This is a genomic window from Coleofasciculus sp. C1-SOL-03 (genome assembly GCF_040220555.1).
Taxonomy (GTDB): Bacteria; Cyanobacteriota; Cyanobacteriia; order Cyanobacteriales; family Coleofasciculaceae; genus Coleofasciculus.
Window position 1 is genome coordinate 23,805 of the sequence record NZ_JAVJUO010000107.1, and the last position, 24,295, is coordinate 48,099.

Here is a 24,295-nt window from a genome sequence, read left to right on the forward strand (position 1 = left end):
TTGTCAGTTGTCAGTTGTCATTCGTTATTTGCTTACTGGCTACCAACATAAGCATGATGAATGACCATCAAAGTTGAGCGTCTTGCTGTTGATAGAGGCAGTAGTAGCGCCCTTGCAGTGCCATCAGTTCGTCATGAGTTCCTTGTTCAACGACTGACCCTTTATCCATCATTAAAATGACATCGCTGTTGCGAATGGTACTTAAACGGTGGGTAATGAAAAAGACGGTGCGTCCTTTGAAAGCTTCAATTAAATTTAAACAAACTTGCCGTTCAGTGTCATAGTCGAGGGCGCTAGTGGCTTCGTCGAGAATTAAGAGTCGCGGATTTTGTAGTACCGTGCGGGCAATGGCAATCCGCTGGCGTTGTCCCCCAGATAGGGCTGATCCCCGTTCCCCGACTCTTGTATTGTAACCACTGGACAACCCCATGATAAAGTCATGGGCGGCAGCGACTTTGGCGGCTTCGATGATTTCCTCAGCGCTAGCCTCGGGATTGGTCAGGGCAATATTATCTTGTACTGTACCATCAAACAGCAGACTATCTTGGGGTACAATCCCGACCTGACGGCGCAAGGAATAGAGTTCAACTTTGGAGATATCGTAGTTGTCAATCAGAATTCTGCCGGAATCGACATCATAGAGGCGGGGTAATAGTTTCATTAACGTACTCTTACCCGAACCGCTTTGACCGACGATCCCGACAAATACGCCAGCCGGAAAATGCAGGTTAATATTGGTTAATTGCCACGGACCACTGGTGCCAAAACGGAAGGAAAGATTTTCATATTCCACCTCCCCTTTAATCGCAGGCATAGGAATATTTAAGCGATCTGCCTCATCCGCTTCTTGAGGGCTATCCACAATATCACTTAACCGTTCCAAGGATAGCGCCGTTTCTTGGAAATTCTGCCACAGTTGGGCTAATCGGAGTAAGGGACTGGTAACATAGCCGGAAATAATTCGGAAGGCGATTAATTGCCCTAGGGTTAATTGCCCATCTAACACCAAATAAGCCCCCACCCACAGCACCAACAACGCCGAGAGTTTATTCAAGAAATTACTCGTCGAACCCGCCGTTGTAGAGGTTAGCACCGTCTTGAACCCGGCTGATACATACCGGGCATAGCGTTCTTGCCATTGCCAGCGCGATCGCAACTCGATGTTTTGCGCTTTGACGGTTTGAATCCCAGACATGACTTCGACTAAATAGGATTGAGTCTGGGCGTTCCGTTCGGCTTTAGTTCGCAGTTGGCGACGGACAATCGGTGAAACAATGACGGTTAACAACACAAACAGGGGAATAATCGCCAAGGAGACAATGGTTAGCACCCAGCTATAAATAAACATGACCACGATGTACAACACGGAAAACACCGCATCTAACACCACCGTCAATGCCGTTCCCGTGAGAAACTGCCGGATATTTTCCAACTCATTAATTCGACTCGCCAGTTCCCCCACTGGACGCCGTTCAAAATAGCGCAGCGGTAAGCGGACTAAGTGGTCAATAATCTCCGACCCCAGATGCATGTCAATCCGGTTCGTCGTATCCACAAATAAATACGTCCGGAAACTGGTTAATAGTGCCTCAAAAACGGCAATGATCACCAGAAACAACCCCAGCACATGCAGCGTATCAATACTGTTCTGCACAATTACCTTATCGATGATCACCTGAATCATCAACGGATTCGCCAGTCCAAATAGCTGCACAAAAAACGAGGCGATAAACACCAAAATTAAGACGCGGCGATAGCGTACCAGCGACGGCAGAAACCACTGCAAACCAAACCGTTGCTTCGGCGTATGTTTCGTCCGTTGTACCAGTAACACTGGAATCGCTTCCGGTGACTGTCCGTCTTCGGTTTTCGGTAAACTATCCAGTAAATCAGCAGGTTTGCGGCGGACAATCCCCAGTTCTGGCACGCCCAGCAGCAATTCCCGTGGCTTGGCTTCATAGAGAACGGCAAAGCCTTCATACCAAGGAACCAGGGCGGGGGTTTGTAGGCGACTAATCGATTGGGGCGGTACATTTACCAATTGGGCATGTAAGCCGATTAAATCCGCCACCGCCCCACACAGGGGCAACGACAGTCCCCCAGTTCGCTGCATCTGTTCATTAAGTACCCGACGAATCACATCCCGGCGAAAGGGCATTTCTAAATGCTTACTCAGCATTTGGAAACAGGCGAGGGTACCATCGAGGAGTCCTTTCCCTCGGACATGGGGATATTTGCGACGTTGGTCAGGGGTTTGATCGACGTCCTCGGTGGCTTCTGGCGGTTTATCGGGGGCATAGGGGATACTATCGTTGCCATCGGTATCATCCAGCCAGGGGTCATCGTCGGTGGTGAGGGGGGTTTGTTCACCAACCACTGTAACTGGGGTGACAGGGGGTTCAGTTTCACCTTCCCCGACTAAATCCGATTCGCGAAACCCGACAATCCGGGCGGGGGTAGATCCTTGGATGTCCAATCCCTGAGAAATTGCCTCTGGCGTCAGCCGACTTCCCACGGGAAAATCTTTGACGACACTCCCGCCACTGACAAACCACACCCGATCCGGTGTCAGGAGTTCCGTGGCGTCAGTCATGGGATAGAGGTAACGCACCTCGGCATCTTGGTAAGCGTTTTTTGCCAGTTCTTTGAGATTCATAATCCCACTGGCTTGGCGCACCAACTCCGCGCCGATTAACTCGAAGGCTTCGATGACACTGCACTGGTTTTGGAACGCGGCGGTAGCGGTGGGTTCCTGTGCCATCAACGATAAAAACTGACCCGTGGGGATGGTTAAGCAGACCGATTCCGTCGATGCGATCGCGGTTTCACAAGGGATACCCCGCATTAGACTCACCCAACCCAGAATTGCACCCGGTTTCAGCAAGTCCAGGGTGACGGGTTTTTGAGTGGTTTGTTCGTAACTCAAAAGCCGCGCCTTTCCCTCATAGAGAATCGAGATCTGAGAGGGCATTTTTTCTCGCATCAGGATCGGTTGACCCATGCGATAGCGCAGCAGTTGACTTTTTTCCGCCAACTTGGTTAGGGTCGAAGCGTCAAGTTGATTGAAGGGAACGATATCTGCCAGAAAATCCTGAATCGTTGTCTTTGTGTAGGTCATGGGCAGCCTCAGGGAATAGCATTGTAGAGACGTAGCATGCTACGTCTTGACAGGGTTTAGGATTGAACAGGTGTACCTAAGGATATCTGTTGTTGCAGTTGCTCTTTTAACCAGGTGGTAAACATTTCATCCAGGAGTCGCTGACGCATGGCATCATCTAGTTGTACGGGTAAAAATTTTTCTAGACGAATGACGATAAACCAGTCCCCCAAGCGGGTAGGGGGTAAAAGTTGACCGGGTTGGCTAACGGTTAACATTTGCGCCAAGGTGGGGTGGGGTGTACTCAGTTCCACGGGTCCGACTAATCCGCCCGTTTGCGCCTCTGGTCCTTGGGAATAATCCCGGGCGAGTTCATTAAATGACTGTTCTCCTTCTTGGATACGAAAATAGAGTTCTTGAGCAATCGCCGCCTCCTTTGTCCGAATCAGGGAATAAATCACCCGATCTAACCGTCCTTTGCGCTTGAGGAAATAGGATTCAATCTTATGTCCCCAAGTCGCCTGTTTAAATTTTTCCAGCTTCAGTCCCCGAACCGCTAATTCTTCAACTTGTTCTAAGCTTAAGTCTTGGCGATCGCGCCACGCTTGACGCTCTTGTTCGGTACTGAGTTGATTCTTAGCATAGAACTGTTCGCAGGCAGCATTTTTTTCATCGTCGGTACAATCTATGGTGGCAATGGCTTGATCAATAATGATTTCTCGCAATAACTGAGGGAGTAATTGATATTTGGCTAACAGGGGAATTACTTCTTCAGCCGTGATGGTTTGGTCGCCAACCTTTAAAATGGCAGTCATCGTGGTGAGAAGCCTCTCAAGGTAGTGTTTTCAATAGCTTATCGACCCAGTGATTTCCAAGATAACATCTTGGTTCAACTCCGCGTTATACTCCAGCACCAATATTAATTGAAAGTTTATGAAAGTTAAGATTTTTCCTTGGGGCGAGGATTTTGTTAATTTTTTTGTTCAACGGTAATAATTCGTCATTGGTCATTCGTCCTACTCGCTCCCGAAAAGAAGCAAGCGACGTCCTTCCTCAGGCTGGGAAGCTCCTTAACATTTCTTAGTACAGTGTACAAACTTTAGGGCGACAGCGATACAAGTGTGAATATCAGCATTGGTTTTAATCGCTCCCGGTGTAATATGAGTCGCACAGGCGAAATACCCGCGATCGCGCAATGCCTGAATCAGATGCTCTCGTTTGGGGATATCCAAACGCCCTCGGCGTCCAATTTCCGCCAAGGTATAAAAGTAGGGCGGGAAATCAGCTTCGGCTTCCATGAGGCTGAGGAGTTGTACCCGTTTTGACCAGTGCCACTGTTGAGCTAATCCCTGCATCTGTCTTAACCAAGATTGATTATGCAACAGTCCCAGCCACAGTGGACCACTCAGGGTCAGGGATTTTTGGTCATGAGGACAAGCTACACGCCCTAACTGACGCCAGGACACAGTTTGATAATTCCCACAGTGATGACAATAACCCAGAAATCCGTAATTTTGCAGCGTCAACGCCTGGGTTTTGACCAAACGCACCATCAGGCGATAGGTTTGACCCGTAAACAGGGAGAAAATCGGCTCAATCCCCAAACCCTTGGCGATGGCGTGCTGCTGGAGTTTGCCAATCACCAATCGCAATCCTTGTTCCTGGGCGGCGGGATGGTTGCGGGGATACGCCCCATAAATCCCCAAACTGCTTTCTGACGCATGACCTGTTAGTTTACGCCCATCGGTACTGGTGAGATAGAGAAGTCCCCCTAGTTTCAGCGCCCAGAGGCTGGTATCTAGATAGGGGGTAGGGGAACCAAAGCAATCCACATCGATGAAATCGTAGTAATCTCGGCGGTTATAGCACTCAAAAAAGACCTGATTGGCATCGAGATGGGTCAGGGTAGCTGTATGGCTAGCGATCGCGTCGGCTAAATTGTGCTGTAAAATCGGCTTAAGCTCTGGGTTTGCCTCATTCACCCAGATCCAATCCGCTTGACTCTCCCACCGATAGCGTAGGGAACGCACCCCACAGCCACTCATGGCATCAATCACTCGCAAGCCACCGACTTGAGACTGATAAATTGCCGCCGCTAAAACCCCTAAATCTCGCACCACTTGGGTTGAAGGGCGATAGAATGCATTACCAGTTTTAAATGTGGCTTTGCCTTCAGTCTGTTCGGTCAAATTGCGGTTCATTGTTCTACTTATAGCATTACGGGCATACGTTAGGACATTACTCTGTTGCCTATTGCCTATTCCCTATTGCCTTTTCACCTAATTTTATTGTCCTAACCTCAATGCGTAGTGCTATATACCGTAGGGTGGGCATTGCCCACCAGAATAGGAGAAGCGCTGGGAATTACGTCATAATTTGCTGTGCCACTTTTTTAACTTCGAGACTTAAAGGATGATTGGGAAAGCGGATACAAAAGACATCACCGCTAGCCAGTTGAATCATCTCTTCCGATAAGGGTAAAATCCCTGCCACTTTAGCTTGATAGGTTGTTGTCATATCTTGCTCTAATGCCTTAAAATCGAGGGCTTCATGGGCTTTATTCACCATCAACAATAGCTTAGGCACTTGCAACTTACGCGCCACATCAACGGTGACAGCCGTTCCTTGAAAGTCCTGACGGTCTGGACGTAGAATAATTAACAATATGTCAGAGATGGTAATAGATAATAGCGTTTCTTCGTTCAAACCGGGGTGAGTATCAATAAAGAGATAGTCTAGCTTTAAGGCTTGAATTAAGTCCTCAAACCCATCAATCAGCATATTCACATCGTACCCTTCCCGCAAAATCCGGGTAATCTCTCCCATGCGAATACTGGACGGAATCAGATAGATTTTACTATTGATTTTGCGGTTTTCTCCCAGGATAGAACTGACATCATACGCCGCATCTTCGATTTGACAACGCCCCCATAAATAATCATTCAGGGCGTTTTTCATCTTGTTCTCATCGAAGCCGAACAGAACGTGAATCCCTGGAGACTGGATATCGGTATCAACAATACCGACTCGATACCCAGCTTTCGCCACAGTTGCGGCTAGATTAGCCGTGGTGTTAGATTTGCCTGTGCCACCCCGGAAGGAGTGAATCGACACAATTTCCGACATTTTATACCTCTAGGATGTCGATTTGTTTTGAGTGGAGTTGGGAAATAAATTTCCGCAGTAAAGTTTAAGTCAGCTTTAGGTGACTGACTAATGTTCAAGGTTGAAGTCTTTCTTACGGGGTTGTCGTAGGTGATGCAAGCGCTGATGGCGCTAAAGCGCAACTACGAACCCAGTTTATGTTAGTGACATTTATCTTAACTCGACTGATTCACACTTTAGTCCGGTCAGTTAAAATTTCGTATCCATCGGCGGTCACCAATACAGTATGCTCAAACTGAGCAGATAGGGCATTATCCACGGTTACGGCTGTCCAACGGTCTGATAAGATACGGGTAAACTTGGAACCTGCATTGATAATCGGTTCAATCGCTAGGGTCATCCCTTCCCGTAACTTGACATTGGGCATTTGCCGGGTGCGGAAGTGAAATACAGAGGGTTCTTCATGTAGATTGCGTCCCACGCCATGACCGGTGAAATCTTCCACCACACAAAAATCATTGGCGTTCACATGGTCTTCAATCGCCCCCGCAATGTCAAGTAGATAGTTCCCGGCTTTCACTTGTTCGATTCCTTTATATAGCGCGGCTTCTGCGACTTCTAGTAACTTGGCGGCGTTGGGTTTAACATTACCCACAGCGATGGTGATACAGGAGTCGCCATGGAAGCCTTCATAGTAAGCCCCGGTGTCAACTTTCAGCAAATCCCCTGCCCGAATTACCTTTTTCCGATTGGGAATTCCATGAACCACTTCGTTATTGAGACAGGAACAGATGGAAGCCGGGAAGCCGTGGTATCCTTTAAAACTGGGCGTTGCTCCCATTTCGCGGATGCGTTTTTCGGCATAAGCATCCAAATCCGCCGTCGTCATTCCCGGTTGAACCTGTTCGGCAATTTCTTTGAGAACGGTGGCGACTATTTTAGACGCCTGCCGCATAATGGTAAGTTCAGACCCAGATTTAATTTCGATGCCCCGACGTTGTTTTTTCGGGCGAGAGGGCTGGGCAGGTTTGGAAAGCAAGTTACTGAGAATATTCATGTAAATAATGAAAGCGAGAATGGATTAGAACCAACGACAAAGTTTTATCTTATCATTGATTAGGCTAACTCCGAGTCTGTGTTAGCAATCCAAAAGCTGTCCCTTCCCAGCAAAACCGTTGCGACTCCGTTGGTGTCCTCATTTCCAATTGTGGTGATAATCATGGTTCAATTCTTACAAAAATCAATAACTTTCGCTGAATTTATCCAATGGAAGCCAGCAAATAAACGCTATGAACTGCATGATGGAGTCATTATTGAACAAGTGGTTAGCAGTAATTGGCGGGATGATTACTACAAAAAATATGGGGAGTACGAAGGAATAGGAATTCCTGAATACTGGATCGTCGATTATTTGGGTCTGGGCGGTCGTAAATTTATTGGTAATCCGAAACAACCAACGGTTTCTATTTATGTTTTAGTCGAGGGAGAATACCAAGTTAGTCAATTTCGAGGGGATGACTGCCTCCAATCAGTTGCTTTTCCTAACTTACAGTTAACCGCTGAACAAATATTTCAATCGGTTAGTTGTTAAAAATTCTGGATCTTCGAGAGTAATTATGATGAAACAGATCAAACATTTCGGGAATAGGGAATAGGCAATGGGCAATGGTCGAAGGGTCGAGGTGTTCCCCATTCCCATTTTGTACTATTATTTCATCCTACTCAGTCTAGAAGAACCAAAGTTCTCCTGTGGATGGCAGTTGAAGTGGGAGTCGCGTTGACGCGATCGCGTCCATCCATCCCTATAGTGCAGCACAGCGAAAACTAAGCTACCATAAACCCATGACATACTGATTTTAACATTTCAGGGAACAGAACTCCTCTCAATCCCAAAACTTATAAAAAAGGACAGATAACCATGGCAACCGTTCAATCTACCCCCCCTAAATACAACGGCTTATACTGTCAATCTCCCGACGGCAAATCCCTGGTTTTCCCCCTCAAGCATACCGAGGTTGAGGCGAAAATTGCCGGAAACCTGTCACGAGTTGAGGTGACTCAGCGATTTGAGAACCCCTTTACCCAACCCTTAGAAGCCGTCTATGTCTTCCCCTTACCCGATGAAGCCGCCGTGGATGACATGGAAATTAAAATCGGCGATCGCACAATTAAAGGAATCATTAAAAAACGTGAAGAAGCCCAACAAATATACGACCAAGCCAAACAAGAAGGGCGCACCGCCGGATTACTGGAACAAGAACGCGCTAATATCTTTACTCAATCCCTGGCTAATATCAAACCCGGTGAACAAATTGATGTCACGATTCGCTACACCGATAGCTTAAACTTTGAACAAGGGGACTATGAATTCCTATTCCCCATGGTCGTGGGACCTCGATATATCCCCGGTACAACCATTGATGAGAGTGACGATACCGATGAAGTCCCCGACGCCTCCCGCATTACACCCCCCATCGTACCCGAAGGACTGCGATCGGCACACGATATCGGCGTTACAGTAGAAATTGATGCAGGTGTACCGATTCAAAATGTCCATTCCCCTTCTCATCAGTTGCAGATAGAAACTCAGGGAGAAATTGTCCGGGTGCAACTGGGCGGTGATGATACGATTCCCAATAAAGACTTAATCCTCAGATATCAAGTCGCCGGAGACAATACCCAAGCCACCGTCTTAACCCAAGCTGATCAACGCGGCGGACATTTTGCCCTTTATTTTATCCCCGCTTTAGACTATCGTCCCGATGAAATTTTTCCCAAAGATGTGGTATTTCTCATGGACACCTCTGGTTCCCAAAAAGGCGCACCGTTGCACAAATGTCAAGAACTGATGCGGCGCTTTATTAATGGGTTAAATCCTGACGATACATTCACGATTCTTGACTTTTCTAATACCGTTCGCCATCTCTCCCAAACCCCTCTGGCTAATACACCGGAAAATCGGGAATTAGCCATCAATTATATTAATCAATTACACGCCAGTGGTAGGACAGAAATGCTCAGTGGAATTCGGGCGGCGATTAATGTTCCTGCACCAGAAGGGCGGTTACGGAGTGTCGTTTTACTCAGTGATGGATATATTGGCAATGAGAGTCGTATTTTAGCTGAAGTCCAGCAGGAACTTCAACCCGGAAATCGGTTATATAGTTTTGGGGCGGGAAGTTCAGTTAATCGGTTTTTACTGAATCGTATTGCTGAAGTTGGACGCGGAATTTGCCGGATTATTCGTCATGATGAACCGACGGAAAAAGTCGTTGAAAAGTTTTTCCGCTCAATTAATAATCCCGTGTTAACCACCATTGAACTCAACTGGAATGGAAGCGGAGAAACCCCGGAAATTTATCCCGCAATCGCCCCCGATTTATTTGCCCAACAACCCTTAGTGCTATTTGGACGAAAGCGCGATCGCATGGCGGGTGATTTACAGATTAATGGGACTACCGCCAGGGGGGAACGCTATCAAAAAACATTTCACCTCAATTTTAGTGAAACCGGAAATCCAGCCATTGCTCAATTATGGGGACGGGCGCGGATTAAAGACTTGATGAATCAAAGGGTGACTTATGAAACTAAATCGGGAGTTGAGGCAGTAAGCGATACGGCATTAACCTATCAGTTATTGTGTCAATATACCGCATTTGTTGCCGTTAGTGATGATGTGCGGGTAGAACCGGGAAGCCAATCCGTTTCCATGAATGTTCCTGTGGAAATGGCAGAAGATGTTAGTTATCGAGGTGTTTTTGGTAAAGCAGCACCTCGTTCAATATCACTTCATTCAAGACGACAAGCCTATTCCGCCAGTGCGCCAGGTGATGACAGTCTTTCTATTTACGCTGGTGGAGTATTCCAGGAATGTGGTGGTATGTCTTCGATGAAAGCAGATGAGGAGAAAAACCTAGATGTACCGACATCTTCATTCAAAGCAATGGCCAGTAAAGGTATCGATCCCGTTCGGAAAAAGTTAGGTCAAAAGCCTTCGTCTCCAGCCGCCAATAATATCCACTTAGAAGTAGTTAGCATCACTGGATTGCAGCAAAGTGACACCCTTTCATTGACCCAATATTTGCAACAAATAAATTTACCCGCTAATTTGAGTGGTGAAATCGTCTTCGAGTTTACGCTAAGCAAAGGGCGTGTGGGGCGGATTATGTTAGATGAGGAGGCTTCAACCTTGAAAACAGCAAACGTGATTGAGTTAATTAAGCGAAGTTTGATCAAGTGGCGTCCTTCTCAATCGGTTAATAGCACTGTGGTGTTAAGGCTACGAATTCAGTCGTAGGATTTAGCCGAATCAAACAGCCAACTGTAGGGGCGGGTTTCACGACTATCTTTTCGGTTGCACCCAGATGTAACTAAACCCGCCCAGACCGTCCATGTTTGGTCTATACAATAGTTTGTATACTTCCTGTGAAAAGTCAGATCAGTACCTTGTCCCTTTGATAAACACAATCCCTTATGAATCGAACAATCACTGAAACGATTGCAGCTGAACTTCAACTTTTTCAAACGGTCAATCAAAAAGAGAATTTTATCTTTATTATCGGTGCTTTACTGACTAAAGTCATCAGTCTTCAGAAAGCAGCCGAAGTCATGGAAATGGAACCCGAAATGATTTTGCAACTTTTTGAATTAATGGGTATTGAATTTTCCTATTTGTCAGATGATGATATCTCTATAGAGAGGAATTGGTGACTGGTGTGAACATTGTTTTTAACTCCTCACCCTTAATTTTTCTGGCTCGTCTAGAGGTTTTAGATAAATTGGCTGAATATCCAGACAATTTTTATCTGCCTAAATCTGTAGCTGATGAAATAGAAGCTAAACAAGATCAGCCGAGAGCTGATATCGCTAGCCTTATTGATTCCGGACAGATAGAAGTGCGAGAAGTAACCTTACTGTCTCTAGCAACGAGTTTAAATAAACGTTTAGGCAAAGGAGAGTCAGACGCGATTGCTCTTAGCATTCAACTCCAAGCCGATTATACAATCTTGGATGACTTGGTTGCTCGCAGAGAAGCTATGAGGTTGGGATTGAATATTAAAGGAACGCTTGCTGTCATTAAAAAACTAAGAGATGAAGGTAAAATAACTATAGATAATTTAGATGATCTATATCAAAAGTTAGTAGAAGTTAAGTTTCGGGTCAAGCGCAAAATTTTCAATGATGTTTTTGCTAGCTGATACTTAACCAAGATCAGATATATATACTAACTCACATCTGTTGCGCTGTGAGCCAGTCTTTGATCTCATCGCCAGCACTTTCCGGTTTGAGATACAGAGTACACTCACGAATTACCTCTTCTTCAGCGAAGCCTTTTTGCTGACACCAAACACGAATAGCAGCATTGCTTAATCTGCATCGCAATTAATGTTCCCATGACCGTTTTACCTAGTCCAGTCGAAGCGACTAGCATTGAGCCTCCGTACTGACGAATTTGACGTAGGGATTGAGCGATCATGTCGCGCTGGTAGGGAAGTGGCTGTTTACTGTAGCTTGTCTGGATTGGCTTAAGCTGTTCCAAAGCCAGGATAGTTTTTAGGTAAATATCCCACGGTTCCACTAATCTCTGCCAGCGTTTTAGTGCCTCTAGTAATGACTGTGTAATATCAGCCGCATTTGCAAAGTAGTAATCAAATTTTTGAATAAAATTAGCAACTTGAGATTCAACGAAGCGATGTAATTCCTCAATTATCACCGAATCCATCTGAACTCCGTGCTTATTTTCATAGTCTAAGACCCAGCCCTCAATTACAGACGGTGCATACAATCCTCCTGACTCAATTTGATTCAAAAACCCATATCCAGTTGTATTGGCAGAAGCATTGATGGCAGTATGATGATCGACAATTCTAAAGCAAATTGAGTATTATTCCAACTGTAAAAATTTATCCAACGCCATCACCATCGCGGGGGGCCAACGGCGGATATTTTCCACCCAATCGATGTCTTTATAGCGCTGATCTAACCCAATAGCAGCCACCCAGTTACTCTCGGCTTCTCCCTGATTCCCATTCACCCATAAGGCGGCGGTGAGTGCGGCGCGGACATCGGGAAATTGGGGATATTTGCGGATTAGTTTGCGGAATTCCAGGATTGCTTCTTTCTTCTTGCCAATTTGATAAAGGGCGAGGGCGTGGTTTGCCCGGGCAAAGGCAAAATCCGGGGATAAATCAATGGCTTTCTGGTAATTCGCGATCGCGACTTCCCATTCTCCCTTTCCGGCGTTAGCGTTTCCCAGGTTATTGTACGCCATCGCGTCATCGGGGTTAATCTGCAATACCTGCCGATAATCGGCGATCGCCTTTTGCCATTCTCCTTTTCCTTCATAAGCTGTCCCCCGGTTCAAATAGGGATCAGGGGCGTCGGGCGCTAACTGAATCGATTGATTAAAATCTGCGATCGCTTCGTCTAATTTATGCTGACTGACTCTGACATTGCCCCGATTACTCCAGCCTACGGGATTATTGGGCAATAGTTCAATCAGTTGTGTCCAATACGTTTCAGCCGTGGCAAACTCACCCAGTTGTGTCGCCGTAAACGCTTTTTGCCGCAATTCATTAAGCTGCTCAATCTGAGCCTGGGTTAAATCAGGGATTTGGGCTTGTGCCATCACTGATGGCGTTATCCACCATCCAGAGCATACCAGCACTAGCACTGTACCGAATAAACTGACAATCCAACGTTTCATGAGAATGTTCAAATCACAGAGGCTATTGATCACTGTACAAGCAATCGGCTTTCTCAGCTTCCAGACGTGCCATGGCACGTCTCTACACCCATAGCACCCACACTCCCACTCCCGTTCACTCTATTTTTACGGATTTCTCACACAGTCTTCACACACACAGCACTGAAACCAGTCGTCGCCTCTGTAAAAAGGAACATACCCAAATAAATTGATAGTCTTTCTCAACAAACTGATTAGCTTAAGACTATTCCCCGGAGGGGCATTGGGTAAATTGAATTGAGAAAATGCGAATGAGTTATCAAGAAATCCGCTGGTGGACAATCGCTGTTTTAGAGATTGCAATACTGGTGAGTTCGCCGTTCTTAATCCGTATATTTTATCACTTGCCGTAATCTGCAATAACAAGAACCCATTGAAGTTCAGCATTTATACTACTGTGTGGACATGCCAAACCACTTTTGGTACAACTCTTGGTATGTCCCATCTTCCATCAACTGCAATAATGCCAAATTGATGGCTTCCCGCCAGAGGCTCCCTTCCGGTAGCGCAATCCCATAATTTTGTTGTTGAAATGTCGGCTCAATCAACTTAACCTTGCCTTGCCCTGCCGAGGCAGCATAATTCTGTAGGGCAGGTGCATCATAAACCACAGCATCCACTCGTTCATCCTCTAGGGCTTGATAAGCCTCTGGCAAGGTGTTAAACAAAATGGATGCTACTCGATGATCCTGTAGATACTCTTGAGCCGCACTTTTCTCCACTGTCGCTACTCGCACATGATGTAAATCCGCAGGCGTTGCGATCGCGCCGCGCAATCCTTGTAATGTGAAGCTGGTGGTAATGCTGGCGGTGAAGTAGGCAAAGATGAAATAGCCTGCACACATCCAAAATAAAGCAAATAACCGTCCTAATGCCTTTTTTGGGGTTTTATCCCCATAACCCACGGTTGTCACAGTTACCGCCGCCCACCAGAAGGCTTCCCAGATACCGGGTAGGTAAGATTGGGGAAACTCCTCGTTATGCTGGCGTTCCACGAACCAAATAACATGAGCCGCGATCAATAAACAGAGGACAAAAAATCCTATTGCATAATAAAGGGCTGGCGTCAACAGAATTCTCAAAATCCCTTGCACAAAAGTACCCAAAAGGCTACGGTTTTGAGCAGAGACCATAATTTGCAACCCCGATTCAAAATAGGGGTGGGAAAAATCGATCACTTCTTCCCGTTCAGAGGTAATCGTCACCCCTGCGATCGCCACATCAGCCGTCCCTTGTTCTATTTCCGCTAAGAGTTGACCAATGGTATCTACGCCCTGCAATTGGTAGCTTACCCCCATTTGTTCGGCAAGCTTGTCCCACAGTTCGATACTAAATCCCCTGTAGTTGCCATTTTCTTCAATCACGAATGGCTCAAACACCTTAGTAATCACTCGTAAGCTTGAGGATGAGGATGTGTCGTTAGGATTGGGCGATCGCTCTGTTGGGGAGTTTGTCAAAGACACAACCGCGCCCTGATCCCCGTTGGCTAGCACCATCCTCATCGTTGCTGATGGATGTAGTTGACTCGTGCTAAGACAAGAAAACACTAGCCAAACAACTAGCGCTGTGAGACAACTCAAAACCCAGTAACCAACGGTTTTAAGATTCACGACGAACGAACGGTATGACCATAAACATGCCATTCAACGAATTTTAGATTTTAGCATTATGAAGTCACTAAAATCTAAAACCTATTGTTCACCCGTGCCGTTAGCTTACCAGCTTTATCCCGATTACATTAGCATCCATTAGATAGACTTTACTCAACTTTGCCCCTCTCAAGTCCGCACCTCTGAGGTTAACTCGGCTCAATTTGACTCCCCTCAAATCAGTACCTCTTAAATCAGCATCGGTTAAATCGGCACCCTTAAGGTCTGCATGTCTCAAATCTGCACCCCTGAGATCAGCACCGATTAAATCAGCCGCTAGCAATTCAGCCCTCCTGAGTTGAGCGCGGGTCAACTTGGCGTAGCTGAGGTTGGCTAAACTGAGGTCAGCACCATTCAGATTAGCGCCCTGTAGGTCTGCTTCACTTAAGTCAGCACCACTCAGGTCTGTCCTTTCCAGGATAGCTCCCCGCAGGTTAGCCGCCGTTAGATCCTTACCACTGAGGTCTTTTCCACTTAGATTAATCTTCATCGGCTTTTCCATGATTTTGTTATACAGGCTTGTCTTTAATTGTTATTCATCCCTAGGGATATATTTCATCAGCCATCTGTCGCAAATGGCTTCAGTAAAATTGCTGAATATTTTGAATCTGGGGGAATTGGGTGGCTGAAGACGCGGGATTTTTAATTAATGAAATTTTAAGGATAAGTCAACCCAACTTAAGCACAAAACTCGATTTTGGTCTACCAGGCAAGGGTTAGCCGATTTTACGTAGGAAGCGTTTTTGACCGAAAACCTAATCCCCGCAGAGGTGGCTTCCTCCTTTGGAAGAGTGCGAAAACTTTTCGGTCATAGTTAAATTAATTCCTCTTAATTAACTTCAAACTACATTTGCGTAACAGTTACGTAAATGTAGTTTTTTTGTCCAAAGTCCAAGAAGACCATATCTTATCCTGTAAAATCTCCTGATCAAGAGGGTCTGCTGAATATCAAAACTCAAAACGTTCCTTTCCCGTCCCCTGATGCACCGTTTTCACCCATTTTAATCGCTTGGGACGCACGGACATGCGAGCGGTTGTGGCTGCCATCACCAGCATCCAATGCAGCATATACAGAACACCCCGTACTGTTTGCAAGACATTGAGCAATAGATTGCCAATTGTCAACGGTTCATCCCGTTGAATCCGACGCAATCCGGTAAACATGGCAATGAACGACAGCGTAAGCGTTAATCCGGTAATCGGACTATACAAAGGTAAACGAGAGCGAAGCATTGCCATTAAAAAATCCGGTATGGCTGCCGTTGGCAATAGGTACTGAATCATTAAAAATGAGAATAAATCGATGGTTTTGCTCCAACCCAGACGATTGCTGGCAATTAAACGCCAGTAGTCTAAATAACGCTGATATCCCCCTTCCGCCCAACGACTCCGCTGATGCCAGAGGGAGAGGGCGCGAGTCACACCTTCCTCATCCACCGCTGGGAATTCCAGGAAACGAATATCCCATCGATCCAGATGCAGGCGTATGGTTAAATCCAGATCATCGGTAATCGTTTGCTCATTCCAGCCGCCACAGCGTTCCAATGCTGCACGGCGCACAAACTGACCATTTCCCCGCAGTTCACCAATCCCACCGAGGGCAGTCCGTTGCTGTTGGAAATAGCTATCCAGTGCCATTTCTGCCATCTGTCCTTTTGTCCAGAAATTCAGGGGCGCATTCGCGATCGCTTTTCGCACTTGTACCGCGCCGACTCTCGACTGGTTAAAGATGGGTAGCACTCGCCGCAGCAGATCTGTAGTCACATGGGCATCGGCATCAAAGACACCAATAACGTCCCCTTTCGTCAACGGTAAGACCTGATTCAACGCCCCAGATTTACCGCCTGTGGCGCTAGCATCGCGATGAAATACGTTTAACTGATTGTATTCTGCCGCCAATTGATCTAAAAGGATTGGGGTTTTATCCGTACTGTGATCGTTAATTACCCAAAGTTCGCAGCGTTCCTGGGGATAATCTAAGTTACACAGCATCCTCACCAAGTTCTGAATTACCGCCTCTTCATTTTTAGCCGCCACCAGTAAGGACACATACGGAAAATCAGCCGGATTCTCTCCCTGTAAAGGTTTCGGCACTCGGATCGGTCGCGCCACTAATACCCGTATCGCCTGAATCCCTAACAGTGCGGTTAAACCAAAGACTAACCAATACCCCCAGGACAGCAGATGCAGAGTGATCGTCCCTCCCCAAATCAGGGTTAGCGCCAACGCCGCTTTGCGTCGTCGCCCTTCGAGTCCCTGAAAGAAAAAGTCGCTCTCAAAATCATCTTCAGACCACTCAGACAGCAGAGAGCTAAGGGAATCAAGCTCACTGCTATGATTATTCTCTGTCCAGGAGTTCTCTGGCATACGCTCCTTGATTTCTCCACCCACGCAAATTGTATCTAATTGTAACTTAAATCGTTAATTTTTTTATACTTTGAGGAGAATACTCTAGTATTTTAACGTTTGCTCGTTCTGCATGGCTGAGGATATAGGGTTTGTATGGTGATATCGTTTCTGAGTACAGCAGCATGGGGACTAGGTTCTGTCCTGTGGGTAGAACTAATCCGCGACTTCTATCACGTCTTGTCCCATCATTGGACACCGTTATATCGGTTGCATGTTTGGCATCATCGGGTATTCAAACCGGATTTAACCCCGGCTAGTGAACAAATTTATCGCCAAGCCCATTGGTACAATGATTTACCCGAATCCCTGGTGATGTTGCTGTTTAGCTTGGGGTTGTGGGGAATTGCTTATATCTGGAGTGAACCCCACCATCCGGCGTTAGCGGGTGTCCTCTATACGTTAAGCTTTTTAGGAAGTGCGATCGCGCGAGGGAGTGGACTCTCTGGTGCCGATGAACTAACCGATTTAACCCATCGTCCGGGACCATTCTTTCGTCCCCCCTCAAACTGGACCGTCAATCGCCCCTATCATTGGCGACATCACTTTGATAACCAAAAGGCGTATTATTGTGGCACATTGACCTTCGTCGATAAACTTATGGGTACTGCACTATCCCTGAAAGGTAAAACGGTAGCCGTTACTGGGGCGTCTGGCACATTGGGGCGATCGCTATTGTATCAGTTGCACCAGCGCGGGGCTAAAGTTATCGGGTTAACCTCGAAGTCAGACCCAATTATTTTAACCGCAGCGGGTGAACCGTTATCCGTGAAAACGATTACCTGGCAAGTGGGACAAGAATCTGAGATTGCGGCTGAGTTAGAATCGATTGATATATTGATCCTCAATCATGGGATTAACGTCCATGGAGAAAGAACCGCTGACGCGATCGCCAAATCTTACGAGGTGAATACATTCTCTAGTTGGCGGTTATTAGAATTATTTTTGCAGACGGTTCGCACCAATCAAGATATAGCCCGCAAGGAAGTCTGGATCAATACCTCCGAAGCCGAAGTTAGTCCCGCCGTCAGTCCTCTGTATGAATTAAGCAAACGGGCTTTAGGGGATTTAGTCACATTACGCCGTCTCGATGCGCCTTGTGTCATCCGCAAACTGATTTTAGGACCGTTTAAGAGTAATTTGAATCCCATTGGTGTCATGTCTGCGGATTGGGTGGCAAAACAAATTGTTAATTTAGCGGTGCGAGATGTCCGGAATATTATTGTCACGATTAATCCGCTAACGTTTTTGGCATTTCCGATTAAAGAGTTCTTTGTCAGTTTATATTTCCGACTCTTTAGTCACAAAGCGTCAGAATTATAAATTTATGATTTCCCTTTAATCGTAACCCTCCTTAATCCCCCGGTGCTTTGGGGAGAAATGTTACCTCCTTCCTCCCGGTTTCCTCCTTCTTTCCGATTCCCTCCCCTTGATAAGGGGAGGGTTAGGGTGGGGTTAATCAGGGTAGTGTCGTGGCACACCTAAAATGGTAGATTAGAATTGTAGGGGCGCATGGCGTGCGCCCGATTTCACCGCCAAATCTATTCCACAATTTTAGCTGTGTCAGTCCAGTAGTGGCGTGGCACACCTTATTTGATGAATTAACCATTAGCCCCGAAACCGTAGGGGCGCATGGCGTGCGCCCGATTCAATGGTCAAATCTAATCCACCATTTTAGTTGGGTTGGTGCGTTACGCTATCGCTAACGCACCCTACCTCAAACCCTTACCTATCTTCATGAAATCTTCACAATAACGCCAAAATCCTGCTGGTTTGATGAAGATTCGATGAAGCTAATGTATCACGTTGATCATGGATTTACAGCCGAACGATGTTAATTCCGTGAATGGCGGGCGGTTGAAACAGGCGCTGGCATTTTGTGCATAAGGCTCTCAGTTCTGGGAAATATAACAATCTAGGATACAATCCTGTCAGAGGGAAATCCCGTATTTTTACCTAAACCTCAGGTGCATCCCATGATTGCCGTGCAAAACTCAGTCTATGAGTATCAAGTTGGGGGGTGTCTCCCTATTGATGCTCCTACCTACGTGGTTCGACAAGCTGACAATCAACTCTACGAAGCGCTGAAAGCTGGCGAGTTCTGTTATGTCCTCAACTCCCGCCAGATGGGGAAGTCTAGCCTACGGGTTCGCACAATGCAGCGCCTGAAGCAGGTGGGGATTGCCTGTGCTGCGGTTGATCTGACCGCGATCGGATGCCAAAATATTACCCTAGAACAGTGGTATGCGGGTATTGTCTACACCTTGGCTGGCAGCTTTGATCTCATGGATGCCAGTGAACTAGAAACGTGGTGGTCTACGCGCAAACATCTCTCGATTGTACAACGGTTTGGCACATTTTTTGATGAGGTATTACTTCAATCAATCCCGCAAAACTTAGTCATCTTTTTCGATGAAATCGATAACGTTCTCCGCTTAAAATTTCCGGTGGATGACTTTTTCGCCGCGATCAAATCATGCTACAATCAGCGAGCCACGAATCCTAACTATCAACGCCTCACCTTTGCTCTGCTTGGCGTCGCTACACCATCTGATCTGATTCAAGATAAATACTGCACCCCATTCAATATTGGTCAGGCAATTGAACTTTCGGGGTTTCAGCTCAAAGATATTCAACCCTTAGCCGAGGGATTTGCCGGAAAAGTTAGTCATCCCGATGTAATTCTTCAAGAAATTTTAGCCTGGACAGGAGGTCAACCGTTTCTCACCCAAAAACTGTGTAAATTAGTCAGTCACTCTATTGAGAAACAAAGATATTCTCCTAAAACTAAGGAAACCTGGCAAGCTAATCCATTCAAAAAAATTTTTCTGGGACTAAATGGTAAAGCTAAAGTCTCAGCTTGGATTGAACACCTGATTCAAACCCAAGTCATTGAAAATTGGGAAGCCTTTGATGAACCCGAACATTTAAGAACAATCCGCAATCGCTTGCTCAAATGTGGGCAGCGTCATCCGGAAATTATTTATATCTACCAGCAAATTTTACAAGATGGACAAATTACGGCGAATGACAGTCGTCCCCAAATGGAATTGCGGTTGACTGGATTAGTGGTCAAGCAGAATAGTCAACTACAAGTTTATAATCCGATTTACCAGTCTGTCTTTAGTGAACAGTGGGTGCAGCAGATTCTTCCTAGTCTACCTCAACCTGTTTCCTTCGCGAAACAAAATCACGAGGGAGAGCTTGACTTAGACACCCTAGCCGAACGTCTCTATAAACACCTAATAGACTGCTTACAACGGGAATCTCCGGAGCAAATGATTGAGCGTTTCCATCAGTTGTTTATCCATGGGATCGACTATTCAGACCAAAAAATTTTAGATATACTCTACAGAATTACCGCCTCTAGACGAGCGGATCAAGAGTTTAAATATATCATTTATCGCTGCTGTCACATTCTGGTGAACCGTTGGCAAATGACGCCGAAAGAACATGTAGCGATCAACAAGTTGCTGGATTTGTTCCAAATTAGCCACCAGCCCACCACTAGCCGTTTGCGACAACTCGTACAAACCTTTATCAATTCAGAAGAATATCGAGCATTAGAACGTCTAAGGGTAGTGGTAGATGAGCCAACATCTACAGAAAAGTCTTCTAAATGGGAACGGAAGAAATTAGCTGAGTTAATTGGGCGATATCCATTCTTATTTTCCTATTGTCTATTGAGTCAAGACTGTTCCGAGGAAGCTCAGCAAACCATCCAAAAACTGCAAGCGGAAAAACAGCAACAGTTGGAAGATGAACTGTGGCAGTATGCAACCTATCTAGTCAAGGGAAGCGTATCCCCTACTAGAATGAGGAAGCCGTTGGTAAAGAATCCTACTCTATTGGATGATGAAGAATTGCATCTGGCACTGCGGCAGTTTGGCGGAAAAGCCAAGAATTCCTTTGCCTACTGTGAGGCACAAAATTTTCTACATCGCACATTGAAAACGCCTTCGTATTCTCTCTTTAAAGACAATTTATATCAGTATATCATTGCATCAATTGATCCGAGCTATGGACAACATTACTTTTATGGATTGTTAAATAAACACCTGGCTAATACGCTAACTGAATATAATCAGAATAAACTGGATAAGTTCCTGATCAAGAAAACATGCAGCCAGTTGTTTAATTTACTCATCGTCGAAAGTCCAGAAAAACCAGAACATTATTGGTTTGATGATTTAGTGGTTAATCTGGGTTCGTTACAAATGACAGTTTTGTTGCTTAAACTGGTTTTGTTATCTCCATCCGAAATTCGCCCCGACCTGGAAAAACGCATGGCTATTTTATTCAATCACTATGAATCAAAACCGATGGGAGATATCCCCTCTCTGGTTAAATCCATGGAAAATTTGAATGTTGCTTTTGTGGTCAATTTTGGCTTCAGAGATTTTTCATTGCTTAATAAGTATTGAATGTAAATTTACTGTTTATTGACAAATAACCAATGACTAAGTAGGTTGGTGGAAATAAACTTAACTAGATTAAGTTATGGAAACAAGTCTCAAACCCTTATTCCTGTTCCCTGTTCCCTATTCCCTGTTCCCTAATCTCCACCACTAACTTTAATTGTGTCCACCTACTTAATCACTATAACCGTCTACAAAGAATCCAACGCAACTCTAACGGCGGTCTTCCCTGGTTTAAGGGAAACACATTGTACCCCAAACACCAATTAATAAACCAACTGGTGGGGGGCCACGCTATTTCTGGTAAATGTTCGCGTTCGTACTCTAACACAGACTCATCGGACACTAATTCTATCGGCAATCGTTCCATCGCTTTGGCTAATTGTTTGCGGGTAAACAGACAAGACCATTTAGCTTGGGAAACTTGTTGGGTGACGGGATCAGGTTCATAGTCGTCAACTGTCAAAAACATACTAAACAGTAACAGTCCTCCCGAACAAAGAACATCGCAAACTTTGGCTAATAATAATCGCAGTTGTTCCTCATCCCGAATATGAGACGCCACAACTTCAGCCAGAACCACTAACCGATAATAGGCGGGTCGTAACCTGATTTCGCGACTGAAAATATCACCAAGAATTACCCTGACAGGTAAATTAGATCCTTGGACAATGGTTTGTAATTGATTCGCAAAGACTGGCGCTAACTCAACTGCATCAACTGGATGACCCAGTTTCGCTAAGGGGAGAGTATTGCGACCCGCCGCCGCACCAATATCTAACACTGGAACGTGAGCAGGTTCTCCCAATTGTGCTGCAATTGCCATCAGTTTCGCATCGGGGTGCGACCCAAATAGAGGCGGTTCTCGTTCATTTACCCATTGTTGATAGGTGTCCGAAACAGATTCACTCTGTAGGGAAAAGTTAAACTTGAACCGTTGTTCAGGGGGTGCAGTTAGGTCGTATTGAATCACCAATAGGGAACGAGGCGATTGTTCAAATCCTTCTTCAAGTTTCAGTGTCAAGTTGTGAGACAAGCGACTGGCGGCTTCTTCACCCAATGTCTGGTTAATGGTTTGCAGTAGCGCAGCTATCTGATGCAGGTAATAGTTTCGCAGCGCGGGTACGCAGGGGAGTTTGAGTTGACCACGAGTCAAAAACTGGCGTTGTAGCTGGTGGATATGTTCTTCTCGGATGCTAGGGGGTTGATTGTTGATGGTTGATTGTTCAGGATTCATTGTTTCTTGTCAGTTGATTACACAGGTTATCCCAAATACTGTTCAATTAAAATTGTGGGAGAGATTTGACGATTTAATGGGCGCACCATTGGTGTCAACTTAAGGCTTGAAACCTTTATTTAATCAGAGATCCCCCCTAGCCCCCCTTCAAAAGGGGGGAACCAGAAATTAATCAAAGTCCCCCTTTTTAAGGGGGATTTAGGGGGATCTAAGCTTTGAGCGCTAGTCATACAAAGTCTTAAGTTGATACGAATGCACGTCGGTGCGCCCCTACAATTCTAATCAACTAATTAAGCTGCGCCACGCCAGTAGGTTGGGTTTCGACTTCGCTCAACCCAACGACTTCGCTCAACCCAACGAAATCTAAGCTGAAGTTCCCCCAGCCAAAAAATCAAAACTGCCTCACCGTGCGGCTTTGCGCGATTTTTTAGCCGCCGTACATGAGTACAATCGCTGAAACCTTGATGTAGCGTGGGTTTCCACCGATCTCTTGTCTATTGCAAAAATAGCGCGTTGGCGGAGCCTGTTCCGAAGGAACGTATCGCGCTATTTTTGCAAGTGCTACATGGGTACGATTTTTGAGGGGTTTGAGCGATCAAACCATTACTGTATAAGGCTTTAGCCCGGGTAGAGTACATCTGTATGGGGGGAACTTCAGCTTAATCGGAAGCACAAATCAGATGAGGTGGACTGACGATTAAAACCAAAATAGTCTTGTACGGCGTTGGATTTCGACTTCGCTCAACCCAACCGACAATTTCTTGAATTAAATGGCAGTTTCGTTTAACTAATTCTCATGAATCGTTTAATCTTACCTAAAATAACCCCTTCTTTAGTTGTCCACATTGGCATAGTGATTACCCAGTTTTTTCTATTCTCCTCCGCCCTATCAATTGTCTTGTTGGGTCAATCTTCGACCATGAATTTTAATAGCTGGACAACGGAGGAAAATCGGGCTGAAGTGAAGACCAAATCACCGATTCCTTCTCCCTCTGATCCGCGATCTGCTGGTCTAATTTACAGTTTAGCCTTAACCGCCGCGATTTGCAGTTCCTGGGTAATTCCAGAGGTGGCTTTAGCAATGAGCGATCGCGTGACATCTTTACACTCTACTCCTAACCAGGATACCTCTCGAATCTCTCCCGATCAACTGATTCCCGAAGACAGTAACACCGATACTCAAGATGAACCCAACAGCACTCAGGATATGAATATGAAAATGCTCAGATTTAGTCAACAATTTAGGCAAATTTTAGGACAGCAGATGCTGGAAGACAGCCTTCATCGCCAGCAAACGTTTATCCGTAAAACAATTGATACAATCAACGCCCAAAATGAGCAGTTAAATCAAGACTTGGAACGGGCAAAGACGTTACCCCTAGAGATTGTTAATCAGGTTCTTCAAGCGGAAGCGGTGCAATATATTCCCAATTTGGATGACTATATTGAGCAAGAAATACTCAAGCGCAACAATCAGGACTAAATGGCAAATTGTCGTGGTGTGATACAGCAAAAATCATGGAATAGATTTTGCTATTTAATTGGGCGCACATCAGTCATTGGTGTCAACTTAAGCCAAAACCCCCTCACCCCCAACCCCTCTCCCACCGGGGGAGAGGGGAGCAAGTACGCCCTGAC

The 24,295-nt window shown here is 45.7% G+C and carries 19 protein-coding genes; 8 read left to right on the forward strand and 11 right to left on the reverse strand.

What is annotated here, in order from left to right; translation table 11 throughout:
* Positions 1–67: 67 nt before the first annotated feature.
* The 5 genes from RIE73_RS17435 to map form a co-directional block, all read right to left on the reverse strand.
* Positions 68–3,118 carry a peptidase domain-containing ABC transporter gene (locus RIE73_RS17435; RefSeq protein WP_446402382.1) on the reverse strand — a complete coding sequence of 1,017 codons (3,051 nt, stop codon included), beginning with the start codon at positions 3,116–3,118 and terminating at the stop codon, positions 68–70.
* A 56-nt stretch (positions 3,119–3,174) separates the two neighbouring features.
* Entirely contained in the window at positions 3,175–3,912 is a 738-nt protein-coding gene (locus RIE73_RS17440; RefSeq protein WP_446402383.1) for a peptidylprolyl isomerase, read from the reverse strand.
* A 255-nt stretch (positions 3,913–4,167) separates the two neighbouring features.
* Complete coding sequence (locus tag RIE73_RS17445; protein WP_446402384.1) at positions 4,168–5,298, reverse strand: tRNA (guanine-N1)-methyltransferase; 1,131 nt, start codon at positions 5,296–5,298, stop codon at positions 4,168–4,170.
* Positions 5,299–5,461: 163 nt separating this feature from the next.
* On the reverse strand, positions 5,462–6,223 hold the full coding sequence (locus RIE73_RS17450; protein ID WP_446402385.1) for a MinD/ParA family ATP-binding protein: 762 nt from the start codon (positions 6,221–6,223) through the stop codon (positions 5,462–5,464).
* Between the two features lie 208 nt (positions 6,224–6,431).
* Complete coding sequence (gene map / locus RIE73_RS17455) at positions 6,432–7,259, reverse strand: type I methionyl aminopeptidase (protein WP_446402386.1); 828 nt, start codon at positions 7,257–7,259, stop codon at positions 6,432–6,434.
* A 162-nt stretch (positions 7,260–7,421) separates the two neighbouring features.
* Here map and RIE73_RS17460 point away from each other — a divergent pair, with 162 nt between their 5' ends.
* From RIE73_RS17460 to RIE73_RS17475, 4 genes are all read left to right on the forward strand, one after another.
* Positions 7,422–7,793 (forward strand): Uma2 family endonuclease, encoded by a 372-nt coding sequence (locus RIE73_RS17460; RefSeq protein WP_446402387.1) that lies wholly within the window; start codon positions 7,422–7,424, stop codon positions 7,791–7,793.
* A gap of 327 nt (positions 7,794–8,120) precedes the next feature.
* Entirely contained in the window at positions 8,121–10,499 is a 2,379-nt protein-coding gene (locus RIE73_RS17465) for a VIT domain-containing protein (protein WP_446402388.1), read from the forward strand.
* 176 nt (positions 10,500–10,675) lie between these two features.
* Entirely contained in the window at positions 10,676–10,912 is a 237-nt protein-coding gene (locus RIE73_RS17470; protein ID WP_446402389.1) for a hypothetical protein, read from the forward strand.
* 5 nt (positions 10,913–10,917) lie between these two features.
* Positions 10,918–11,400 (forward strand): DUF3368 domain-containing protein, encoded by a 483-nt coding sequence (locus tag RIE73_RS17475; RefSeq protein ID WP_446402417.1) that lies wholly within the window; start codon positions 10,918–10,920, stop codon positions 11,398–11,400.
* Between the two features lie 122 nt (positions 11,401–11,522).
* On the opposite strand, the gene RIE73_RS17480 is transcribed toward RIE73_RS17475, so the two are convergent.
* The 5 genes from RIE73_RS17480 to RIE73_RS17500 form a co-directional block, all read right to left on the reverse strand.
* A complete protein-coding gene (locus RIE73_RS17480; RefSeq protein ID WP_446402390.1) occupies positions 11,523–12,011 on the reverse strand; it encodes a hypothetical protein in 489 nt (162 codons plus the stop codon).
* A 75-nt stretch (positions 12,012–12,086) separates the two neighbouring features.
* Positions 12,087–12,908, reverse strand: coding sequence for a tetratricopeptide repeat protein (locus RIE73_RS17485; protein ID WP_446402391.1), 822 nt, complete (start codon positions 12,906–12,908; stop codon positions 12,087–12,089).
* Positions 12,909–13,339: 431 nt separating this feature from the next.
* A complete protein-coding gene (locus RIE73_RS17490; protein WP_446402392.1) occupies positions 13,340–14,443 on the reverse strand; it encodes a transporter substrate-binding domain-containing protein in 1,104 nt (367 codons plus the stop codon).
* Between the two features lie 214 nt (positions 14,444–14,657).
* On the reverse strand, positions 14,658–15,086 hold the full coding sequence (locus RIE73_RS17495) for a pentapeptide repeat-containing protein (protein WP_446402393.1): 429 nt from the start codon (positions 15,084–15,086) through the stop codon (positions 14,658–14,660).
* 458 nt (positions 15,087–15,544) lie between these two features.
* Complete coding sequence (locus RIE73_RS17500; RefSeq protein WP_446402394.1) at positions 15,545–16,963, reverse strand: glycosyltransferase; 1,419 nt, start codon at positions 16,961–16,963, stop codon at positions 15,545–15,547.
* Between the two features lie 135 nt (positions 16,964–17,098).
* Between RIE73_RS17500 and RIE73_RS17505 the strand changes: the two genes are divergently transcribed.
* The 3 genes from RIE73_RS17505 (at position 17,099) to RIE73_RS17515 (ending at position 21,426) form a co-directional block, all read left to right on the forward strand.
* Positions 17,099–18,325 (forward strand): bifunctional sterol desaturase/short chain dehydrogenase, encoded by a 1,227-nt coding sequence (locus tag RIE73_RS17505; RefSeq protein ID WP_446402395.1) that lies wholly within the window; start codon positions 17,099–17,101, stop codon positions 18,323–18,325.
* A 194-nt stretch (positions 18,326–18,519) separates the two neighbouring features.
* Positions 18,520–18,708: a hypothetical protein gene (locus tag RIE73_RS17510; RefSeq protein WP_446402396.1), complete on the forward strand. Its 189-nt coding sequence runs from the start codon at positions 18,520–18,522 to the stop codon at positions 18,706–18,708.
* Positions 18,709–18,978: 270 nt separating this feature from the next.
* Complete coding sequence (locus RIE73_RS17515; RefSeq protein WP_446402397.1) at positions 18,979–21,426, forward strand: AAA-like domain-containing protein; 2,448 nt, start codon at positions 18,979–18,981, stop codon at positions 21,424–21,426.
* A gap of 175 nt (positions 21,427–21,601) precedes the next feature.
* On the opposite strand, the gene RIE73_RS17520 is transcribed toward RIE73_RS17515, so the two are convergent.
* On the reverse strand, positions 21,602–22,657 hold the full coding sequence (locus RIE73_RS17520; RefSeq protein WP_446402398.1) for a class I SAM-dependent methyltransferase: 1,056 nt from the start codon (positions 22,655–22,657) through the stop codon (positions 21,602–21,604).
* A 796-nt stretch (positions 22,658–23,453) separates the two neighbouring features.
* On the opposite strand from RIE73_RS17520, the gene RIE73_RS17525 reads away from it, so the two are divergent.
* Positions 23,454–24,140 (forward strand): hypothetical protein, encoded by a 687-nt coding sequence (locus tag RIE73_RS17525; protein ID WP_446402399.1) that lies wholly within the window; start codon positions 23,454–23,456, stop codon positions 24,138–24,140.
* Positions 24,141–24,295: the final 155 nt, after the last annotated feature.

Excerpts from the sequence above, each read along its gene's own strand:
- RIE73_RS17435 (WP_446402382.1), bottom strand. The coding sequence starts at position 3,118 with ATGACCTACACAAAGACAACGATTCAGGATTTTCTGGCAGATATCGTT.
- RIE73_RS17440 (WP_446402383.1), bottom strand. The coding sequence starts at position 3,912 with ATGACTGCCATTTTAAAGGTTGGCGACCAAACCATCACGGCTGAAGAA.
- RIE73_RS17445 (WP_446402384.1), bottom strand. The coding sequence starts at position 5,298 with ATGAACCGCAATTTGACCGAACAGACTGAAGGCAAAGCCACATTTAAA.
- RIE73_RS17450 (WP_446402385.1), bottom strand. The coding sequence starts at position 6,223 with ATGTCGGAAATTGTGTCGATTCACTCCTTCCGGGGTGGCACAGGCAAA.
- map (WP_446402386.1), bottom strand. The coding sequence starts at position 7,259 with ATGAATATTCTCAGTAACTTGCTTTCCAAACCTGCCCAGCCCTCTCGC.
- RIE73_RS17460 (WP_446402387.1), top strand. The coding sequence starts at position 7,422 with ATGGTTCAATTCTTACAAAAATCAATAACTTTCGCTGAATTTATCCAA.
- RIE73_RS17465 (WP_446402388.1), top strand. The coding sequence starts at position 8,121 with ATGGCAACCGTTCAATCTACCCCCCCTAAATACAACGGCTTATACTGT.
- RIE73_RS17470 (WP_446402389.1), top strand. The coding sequence starts at position 10,676 with ATGAATCGAACAATCACTGAAACGATTGCAGCTGAACTTCAACTTTTT.
- RIE73_RS17485 (WP_446402391.1), bottom strand. The coding sequence starts at position 12,908 with ATGAAACGTTGGATTGTCAGTTTATTCGGTACAGTGCTAGTGCTGGTA.
- RIE73_RS17490 (WP_446402392.1), bottom strand. The coding sequence starts at position 14,443 with ATGGTGCTAGCCAACGGGGATCAGGGCGCGGTTGTGTCTTTGACAAAC.
- RIE73_RS17495 (WP_446402393.1), bottom strand. The coding sequence starts at position 15,086 with ATGAAGATTAATCTAAGTGGAAAAGACCTCAGTGGTAAGGATCTAACG.
- RIE73_RS17500 (WP_446402394.1), bottom strand. The coding sequence starts at position 16,963 with ATGCCAGAGAACTCCTGGACAGAGAATAATCATAGCAGTGAGCTTGAT.
- RIE73_RS17505 (WP_446402395.1), top strand. The coding sequence starts at position 17,099 with ATGGTGATATCGTTTCTGAGTACAGCAGCATGGGGACTAGGTTCTGTC.
- RIE73_RS17515 (WP_446402397.1), top strand. The coding sequence starts at position 18,979 with ATGATTGCCGTGCAAAACTCAGTCTATGAGTATCAAGTTGGGGGGTGT.
- RIE73_RS17520 (WP_446402398.1), bottom strand. The coding sequence starts at position 22,657 with ATGAATCCTGAACAATCAACCATCAACAATCAACCCCCTAGCATCCGA.
- RIE73_RS17525 (WP_446402399.1), top strand. The coding sequence starts at position 23,454 with ATGAATCGTTTAATCTTACCTAAAATAACCCCTTCTTTAGTTGTCCAC.